The organism is Gulosibacter sediminis (assembly GCF_014904065.1).
Taxonomy (GTDB): Bacteria; Actinomycetota; Actinomycetes; order Actinomycetales; family Microbacteriaceae; genus Gulosibacter; species Gulosibacter sediminis.
The window spans coordinates 1-6,551 of the sequence record NZ_JACXJG010000020.1 but is presented as its reverse complement, the minus strand read 5'-3'; the positions used below and the strand labels follow the sequence as shown (position 1 = coordinate 6,551).

The 6,551-nt window shown below is 65.5% G+C and carries 4 protein-coding genes and 3 pseudogenes; all 7 read left to right on the top strand.

The genetic code is table 11. From position 1 onward, the window contains the following. Positions 1–36: 36 nt before the first annotated feature. Positions 37–1,222, top strand: a pseudogene (locus ID132_RS10540) (IS3 family transposase); the annotation flags it as partial. Between the two features lie 283 nt (positions 1,223–1,505). Continuing rightward, positions 1,506–1,783, top strand: a pseudogene (locus ID132_RS10535) (metal-sensitive transcriptional regulator). Between the two features lie 32 nt (positions 1,784–1,815). Continuing rightward, positions 1,816–2,145, top strand: a complete 330-nt coding sequence (locus tag ID132_RS10530; protein WP_193128566.1) for a cation transporter — start codon at positions 1,816–1,818, stop codon at positions 2,143–2,145. Between the two features lie 264 nt (positions 2,146–2,409). Then, a pseudogene (locus ID132_RS10525) lies at positions 2,410–4,336 on the top strand (heavy metal translocating P-type ATPase). A 51-nt stretch (positions 4,337–4,387) separates the two neighbouring features. Beyond that, a complete protein-coding gene (locus ID132_RS10520; protein ID WP_193128565.1) occupies positions 4,388–4,846 on the top strand; it encodes a DUF6153 family protein in 459 nt (152 codons plus the stop codon). An 82-nt stretch (positions 4,847–4,928) separates the two neighbouring features. Further along, positions 4,929–5,528, top strand: a complete 600-nt coding sequence (locus ID132_RS10515) for a DUF305 domain-containing protein (protein WP_193128564.1) — start codon at positions 4,929–4,931, stop codon at positions 5,526–5,528. 61 nt (positions 5,529–5,589) lie between these two features. Continuing rightward, a complete protein-coding gene (locus ID132_RS10510) occupies positions 5,590–6,456 on the top strand; it encodes a sialidase family protein (protein ID WP_235988493.1) in 867 nt (288 codons plus the stop codon). Positions 6,457–6,551 lie beyond the last annotated feature (95 nt).

Here is a 6,551-nt window from a genome sequence, read left to right as displayed (position 1 = left end):
GGTTTCGTTCCGTTCTTGAAGCAAGGATGGAACACGATGAACCAGAAGTACTCTCCCGAGATGCGCGAGCGCGCGCTGCGGATGCTCGATGAGGCCAAGGCCTCCGGTGAGCACTCGAATCTGATGTCCGCCGTGCGGCATGTTGCGGGGCTCCTCGGCATGAGCGCGGAGACGCTGCGGGTGTGGCATCGCCGCCGCGAGGTCGACGCCGGCGCGAAGCCCGGTGTCCCGAGCGATGTCGCTGAGGAGAACAAGCGCCTGCGCCGCGAGGTGGCCGAGCTGCGAAAAGCGAATGAGATCCTCAAGGCTGCGAGCGTGTTTTTCGCGAAGGAGCTCGACCGGCCCTGACCGAGATGATCCGCTTCATCGACGAGTATCGAGAGCGGTTCGGGGTCGAGCTCATCTGCCGGACGCTGCGCCCGGCAGTGCAGGGATTCATCACGTCCCGCGGGTATCGCGCCGCGAAGACCCGCGTAGCCTCCGCCCGGCAGCTGCGCGACGAGCTGCTGGTGCCCGAGGTCGCCAGGCTGCATGCGGAGAACTACGGCGTCTACGGGCGGCGGAAGATGCATGCTCTCCTGAAACGGCAGGGGTGGGACATCGGCCGCGACCAGACCGAGCGCCTCATGCGCCTCGCGGGAGTGCGTGGGGTTCGCAAGTCGAAGAAGGTGTTCACGACCAGGCCGGACAAGGCGCAGGCCCTACCGCGGGACCTCGTCCAGCTGCGGTTCCGTGCGGACGCGCCGCGCCGACTCTGGGTTGCAGACATCACGTATGTGGCCACCTGGGCGGGCTTCGCATACGTCGCGTTTGTCACCGACGTCTATTCACGTCGGATCGTGGGCTGGAACGTCGCGGCGACGCTGCGCGGGGAGGTGCTGCCGCTGCAAGCGCTGGACATGGCCGCCTGGGGCGCGGACGGCCCGCTGGACGGGCTGATCCGTCACGCCGATCACGGCTCGAACTACATGTCGATGGTCTACACCGACCGGGTCGTCGAGCTTGGCGCAACACCCTCGACGGGAACCGTCGGGGACTCGTATGACAACGCCCTCNCAACAACCTCTACAAGACCGAGCTGATCCGCCAGCGCGGCTCCTGGAGGACCGTCGAGCAGGTCGAGCTCGCGACGCTCGAATGGGTGTGGTGGTGGAACCATCAACGCCTGCACGGCGAACTCGGCATGCGCACCCCGATCGAGATCGAGGACGCGTACTACGCTGACCTCGAATCAGGCCTCCCGGCGACCGCCGGACAGGGAAACCGATANAACGAAACCCAGGCCGATTCATATCCGAACCTCACGGCCTTGACTCATAAGGGTGGACACCAGCTCCCGCTGAGTGATCCTGACTAGTGCGCCGAGACCGTGGCGCGGGCTATCAACGGCGACCCATCCTGAAGATCAAGCGCCCCGAGTGCTCGGCCACCGCAAGATGCCCAATCACACGGGAATGCGAACGTCAGGCCTTGAGTTAGATACCCCTAGTGGGTATCGTGTATGTATGAACGGGTACACCGACAACAAGGCTGATCTGCGTAAGCGGTTGAGTCGCGTCGAGGGTCAGGTGCGAGGGATCGCACGGATGGTCAACGAAGACNCTGCATCGACATCCTCACGCAAGTTTCTGCGGCGACGAGAGCGCTGGAAACGGTGGCGTTGTCACTGCTGGGCGATCATCTGAGTCATTGCGTTGCCGAGGCCAGCGCTGAGGGCGGCGAGGTTGCGGCGGAGAAGGTCCGCGAGGCCAACGAAGCGATCGCCCGCCTGGTCCGTTCATAACCGCCACGTCTATCTACTTGAAGGAGCACACGATGACTGATCGCATTGAACTCGGACTGAAGGATGCAGGCGCTGGGTGCGCGTGCTGCGCTGTCCCAACGAACACCGAGGCATCCGCGCCCGCCGCCGCTTTGTCCGCGTCCTCAGAAGAGGTCTTGGTTGCGGGGATGACGTGCTCACACTGCGTGTCAAGCGTCAGTGAGGAGCTGACGGCTGTGGCCGGTGTCGAGTCCGTCGACGTCGACCTGAACGCTGGCGGCATCTCCCGCGTGACCATCCACAGCGCAGCCCCGGTCGACCCCGCTGCCGTGAAGGCCGCGGTTGAAGAGGCCGGGTATACCCTCGCGACCAGCCAAGCCTGAGTCGCTATCCGTCTGCACCCGGCTCCCCCGGGCGCATCCGAGCAAGGAGTTCCGATGAGCCAGCACGACGAACACGCCCATCACGCCGCGCACGAGAACCACGGCAGCGCGCCGACGACCCAGCATGAGCACGCGGCGATGAGCCACGATCACGGCGCTCCTCAAGAACATGGCGAACATGGTGGGCACGGCAGTCATGGTGGTCACGGCGGACATGGTGGCCACGGTGATCATGTGGGCCAGTTCCGGCGGTTGTTCTGGATCATGCTGATCCTCGCGGTCCCGGTTGTCGGGTTCTCGATGATGTTCTCGATGCTGCTCGGATACCCACTGCCAGACACCGCCTGGGTCGGGTGGATCTCCCCGGTTCTCGGAACCGTCATGTATGTGTGGGGCGGTGCCCCGTTCCTCACCGGCGCGGTGAGTGAGCTTCGCGCCCGTAAGCCCGGGATGATGCTGCTGATCGCCCTCGCGATCACGGTGGCGTTCCTCGCGTCATGGGGTGCGAGTCTGGGCCTGTTGCACCACGAGTTGGATTTCTGGTGGGAGCTGGCCCTGCTGATCGTGATCATGCTGCTTGGTCACTGGATCGAGATGCGCTCTCTCGCGCAGACCACCTCGGCACTGGATTCCCTTGCCGCTCTGCTGCCCGATGAGGCGGAGAAGGTAGAGGGCGACACGACAACCACTGTCGCGCCTGCTGACTTGCTGGTGGGGGATGTCGTGGTGGTGCGCCCCGGCGGGCGGGTCCCCGCGGACGGGCGGATCGTGCAGGGCTCGGCGAGCATGGACGAGTCGATGATCACTGGCGAGTCCCGGCCGGTGCGCCGTAGCGACGGCGATCAGGTGATCGCCGGCACGGTCGCGACCGATTCTGGTGTGCGGGTGGAGATCACTGCGATCGGTGAGGACACTGCTCTGGCGGGGATTCAGAAGCTAGTGACCGAGGCGCAGAGTTCGTCGTCGCGGGCGCAACGGCTCGCGGATAAGGCGGCGGGGTGGTNGTTCTGGTTCGCGCTCGGCGCTGCCGCGATCACCGCGATCGTGTGGACGGTCGTCGGCCAGCCCGACGCCGCGGTGATCCGCACGATCACCGTGCTCGTGATCGCCTGCCCGCACGCTCTCGGCTTGGCGATCCCACTGGTTGTGTCGATCGCGACGGAGCGCGCCGCCCGTGGGGGTGTGCTGATCAAGGATCGTCTCGCGCTGGAGAGCATGCGTACCGTCGACACGGTCCTGNCGACAAGACCGGCACCCTCACTAAGGGCACCCCCGCCGTTACCGCGATCGACCCCGTCTCCGGCACCGATTCCGACCAGTTGCTGGCGTGGGCTGCGGCCGCGGAAGCGGACTCCGAGCACCCCCTCGCCCGCGCGATCGTGAACGCGGCCAAGGAGAAGAACCTCACCGTTCCCGCGTCCTCTGACTTCGAGTCGTCCCCGGCTGTCGGAGTTCGTGCGCGTGTCGATGGACACGTTGTGCAAGTCGGTGGACCGTACATGCTCGAGCAGGAGAACGCCCACGAGCTGCCGGTTGCCGACGAGTGGCGCAATGAGGGTGCGATCATCCTCCACGTCCTCGTCGACGGCAAGGTTGCGGGCGCTCTACGCCTGGCAGACGAGATCCGCTCCGAGTCGCGTCACGCAGTCGAGGCCCTCCATGAGCGCGGTGTGCAGGTGGTCATGATCACCGGTGATGCCGATGCGGTCGCCGCCTCTGTGGCGGGCGAGCTGGGCATCGATCGTTACTTCGCCGGGGTGCGACCGGAGGACAAGGCCTCGAAGGTCAAAGAGCTGCAAGGCGAAGGCCGGAAGGTCGCGATGGTCGGAGACGGTGTGAACGATGCGCCTGCGCTCGCGCAGGCGGATGTCGGTATCGCCATCGGTGCGGGAACGGATGTCGCGATCGCCTCCGCCGGCGTCATCCTCGCCAGCGACGACCCCCGGTCGGTGCTCTCGGTGATCGAACTGTCCCGAGCCAGCTACCGGAAGATGAAGCAGAACCTCNGTGGGCCGCCGGCTACAACCTCCTCTCCGTCCCGCTCGCAGCAGGCGTACTCGCCCCCATCGGTTTCGTGCTCCCGATGTCCGTGGGTGCCGTGCTGATGTCGTTGTCGACCATCGTCGTCGCGCTCAACGCGCAGCTGCTGCGCCGGCTGGACCTGCGCCCCGACGCAGTGGCCAGCAAGTAGCAAGAAACAGTCGGGACGACGGACGTAGGCTGATAGGAACGGGAGGTGAGTATGTCGCTGATCAACGTCGCACAACAGGTGCGGGGACCGCGCACGCTCACTCACACCGTCTTGGCCGTCTCGGTCGCCGTGGGCATCATCGCCGGCCTGCTGGCGATGCACTCCTTCAACTCGCACGCGACAACTGCCGGCCACCACGACACCGTCGCTGTCAGCACTCAAGCCGGAGCGTCCGACCATCATCGCGATGCGTCCGCTTCCGCCGTCTTGCCGGACTCACCGCAAGTGGACGCGGGATGCGCGACGTGCGGGGGCACGGACTCGATGACGTGGATGGCGTGCGTCCTCGCGCTCCTGGTCGCCACAATCCTGCTCGGACGGATCGGGCTCGGCTGGCGGCACTCGACACTGATCGAAATGCTCACGGCCGCGACGACGCGCTGGCCCGCCCGCGCTCACGCCCTCCCGCCACCCCCCTCTCTCACGGTCCTCTGCATCAGTCGCACGTGATGGCGCGCTAGCCCGCTCTGCGGGCACGCACCCCTGGCACCGGCAGTAGCCGGGCCCCATCACCGACCCTTGGAGAACACTCATGAAGATTCGCCCCGCGGCGATCGCCGCACTCACCCTCACAGCTCTGCTCGCTCTCACCGGCTGCGCCGGAAACACCGGTTCCGGCGACGGCATGGAAGGCATGGACCACGGCGGAAGCTCGTCCGCACCCGCCGACACAGTAGATGCCAATGACGCCGACATCATGTTCGCCAGCATGATGAAAGAGCACCACGCACAGGCCATCGAGATGTCCGACGTCCTCCTCAGCAAGGACGGCGTCGATGAGCGCGTCGTCGCTCTCGCGGAAGAGATCAAGGCCGCTCAGGAGCCCGAGATCCAGAAGATGGACCAATGGCTCGAGGACTGGGATGCGGACATGGGCAACATGGGTGGCATGGATCATGGCGACGGCATGATGTCCGAGGACGACATGCAGGCCCTCGAAGGCGCCACCGGTCCCGATGCTGGCGCTCTGTTCCTCGAGCAGATGATCCAGCACCACGAGGGCGCTGTCGACATGGCACAGGAAGAAGTCGACAACGGTCAGAACAGCGACGCCGTCGCACTCGCTGAGAAGATCATCGACGCGCAAACCGAAGAAATCGCCACCATGAAGGAGATCCTCGCAACTCTCTGATCCCTGTGGGTGGGGTGCGGGACTCCCGCACCCCACCCAATGATCTGTTGCGCACACCATCATGCGAACCCTCAAGACGTCCATGCTGCCCACCTTCCGAACGCGACGCCGTGCGGCACTCACGGTCGCGACAACGATCTCGGCCAGCATCGTGCTGGCTGGGTGCACCGCACCCGCCGAGCCCACCACCGGACACGACCACGCCACCACCATCAGCCACGTTCACGCGATCGTGCCCAACCCCGCAGAGGACGGGTACCTCCTGGGCGCCCATGACGGGATCTACACGGCCACATCCGATGGCGAGGTCGGCTCCCGTATCGAGACCACCGACTTCGACGCGATGGGCCTCATCACCGTCGGTGACGCTCTCCTCGCGTCCGGGCATCCCGGACCGACCACGCCCCCAGAACTCGGCTCCCCCAACCTCGGAATCATCCGGAGCGACGACAGCGCCAGATCTTGGACGCCCGTCTCGTTCACTGGCGAGAAAGACTTCCACGTCCTTGCCGCCGGGAAGAACGACACCCTCTACGGGATCGCCTCGGACTCCGCGGAGCTCCTCCGCACCGACGATCTCGGTGAGACCTGGTCGCCGGTCGGAGAAATCCTGGCGTTCAGCCTCGTCCTCGACAACGCGGGACAACTGATCGCTGCCACCCCAGACGGGCTGCAAATCAGCACTGATGAGGGCGCCACCTTCGCGCCCCTGAACGACGCACCTGCGCTCTACCTCCTCGCCGTATCGCCTGACGGCAAACAGCTGGTCGGTGTCGGCCGCGGCGGGCAGATCTGGGGCAGCACAGGATCCAACGCCGAGTGGGTTCCCGCCGGCGTCACCCATGGCTCCGCACAAGCGCTCGCGACCACAAACGACGGCGCAATACTGGTCTTCGACGACAGTGGGTTGACCGCGATAGACAACTAGACGCGACGGAGATTTCTCCAAGAGAACGGCGCTCACTACCCCAGGTCCGCCGAAAGTGCCCGCCGTTAGGAGGTTTGGGTCTGCTGAGGCCTTGA

Coding starts and splice junctions, on each gene's coding strand:
- ID132_RS10520 (WP_193128565.1), top strand. CDS start 4,388: ATGTCGCTGATCAACGTCGCACAACAGGTGCGGGGACCGCGCACGCTC.
- ID132_RS10515 (WP_193128564.1), top strand. CDS start 4,929: ATGAAGATTCGCCCCGCGGCGATCGCCGCACTCACCCTCACAGCTCTG.
- ID132_RS10530 (WP_193128566.1), top strand. CDS start 1,816: ATGACTGATCGCATTGAACTCGGACTGAAGGATGCAGGCGCTGGGTGC.
- ID132_RS10510 (WP_235988493.1), top strand. CDS start 5,590: ATGCGAACCCTCAAGACGTCCATGCTGCCCACCTTCCGAACGCGACGC.